Below are 1,610 nucleotides of genomic sequence, written 5' to 3'. Positions count from 1 at the left end.
TTGGCTAATTGGCTAATTGGCTAATTGGCTATTAAGCGGCTCTGTTTTTTATCGCTTACTTTTATATCCTCAAGTCATTGGCATAAGCAAATAAGGCAGGAGCGCCGCCCGTATGCCAAAACAATACCCGATCGGTGTGTTTGATTTTGCCTGTACGAATCATATCGATAAGCCCGCCCATCGCACGGCCTGTATAGACAGGATCTAATAATATTCCCTCGGTCTGTGCTGTCAAAGCGATGGCTTCGTTTTCTAATGCGCCAACCACGCCATAGCCGTCGCCGACATAATCATCGTTTAGGCATAAATCAGCTGCTGTAAACTGATGGTCTGCGCCGATAAGCTCTGCTGTACGGTTGGCAAGCGCAAGCGTGTATTCATCAAAGGGGATTTGGTCGGTTTCGCCCTTGTCGATATTGATACCCATAATCTGCGAGGGTGAATCAAATAGCCTATTGCCCAGCATCAGTCCTGCTTGGGTACCGCCCGAGCTAGAGGCAAAAACAATATGGGTAAAGGTCTCATGGATTTCACTACGCTGCGCCTCAAGCTCCTTAAATGCTTCTACAAAAGCAAGCGCGCCCAGCTCACTTGAGCCGCCATATGGCACCACATAGACGTTTTTGCCAGCATTGGTCAACTGCTCTACGAGCTGAGGGATATCCTCGCCTTTGCGATGAGCACCTGCCCAGTGAATATGACAACCAAAAATCTGATCGAGTAGTAGGTTGCCGTTAGCTGCCGCAGGTGCCTGTCCGCCTAATACCAAATGACACTCAAGCCCTAAGCTTGCAGCAGCGGCGGCCGTCTGCCGGCAGTGATTGGACTGCGCAGCCCCCGCAGTAATGATGGTATCGGCACCTTTGGCAAGGGCGTCACCAATGATAAACTCTAGCTTTCGAGTTTTATTACCACCTAATGCCAGCCCCGTCTGATCATCGCGCTTCATAAAAATCGTGGGGCCACCGAGCGCATGACTCAGTCGAGTCAGCTCAATCAATGGCGTTGGGAAAAAGCCGAGCGGCTCTCTAGGTATGTGGTGATATTCCATGTGTTTGTTCACTTTTTTATTTATCGAGGGTAAAAGAGGCGGTGTCAGATCAAAGCTGGGGCAGTGACTGTCGCTATACAGAGGTTTAACTCTATTAATAGCATATAAGCCACGATGATAAAAGCAGCTGGTTTTAATATTTTAGCTCGTGACTTGATATTAGTTATAGTGCTAGTAGGCAATGCTTGGCGTTTTATGGTTTGAGTTGTTATATAGTCGATCCGCTATAAAATAAGTACAGTGCTACTGGTATAAATTTTCTTTGCTTGCTGTGTGACTTCGTCACTCCAGAGGCGGCATAAAATTCATCCCAGTAGCACGCCATAAAATCTGTACTCTTTTTATTTAGCACTTACTATATGTTAATCGCGATAAGCTGACTGGTTTTTATGGTTAGACTTAAAGTTGTCGAGAGTTTGACGAGGCGGACTTACAGACACAAAAAAACCTCAAGTAAACTAATACTTGAGGCGAAACTTGCTTAAACTTGAAAGTCTAAATTCGTTTTAAATATGGCGCAGCGGACGGGACTCGAACCCGCGACCCCCGGCGTGACAGG

General features: G+C 46.8%; 1 protein-coding gene. It reads right to left on the bottom strand.

The window, feature by feature from the left end; translation table 11 throughout:
• Positions 1–61 precede the first annotated feature (61 nt).
• Complete coding sequence (locus tag J3491_RS11885) at positions 62–1,051, bottom strand: D-cysteine desulfhydrase family protein (RefSeq protein ID WP_207970355.1); 990 nt, start codon at positions 1,049–1,051, stop codon at positions 62–64.
• Positions 1,052–1,610 lie beyond the last annotated feature (559 nt).

The sequence above is a fragment of the Psychrobacter halodurans genome (assembly GCF_017498075.1).
GTDB classification, from domain to species: Bacteria; Pseudomonadota; Gammaproteobacteria; order Pseudomonadales; family Moraxellaceae; genus Psychrobacter; species Psychrobacter celer.
The sequence above is the reverse complement of the archived record's forward strand: the minus strand, read 5'-3'. Positions and strand labels throughout refer to the sequence as shown.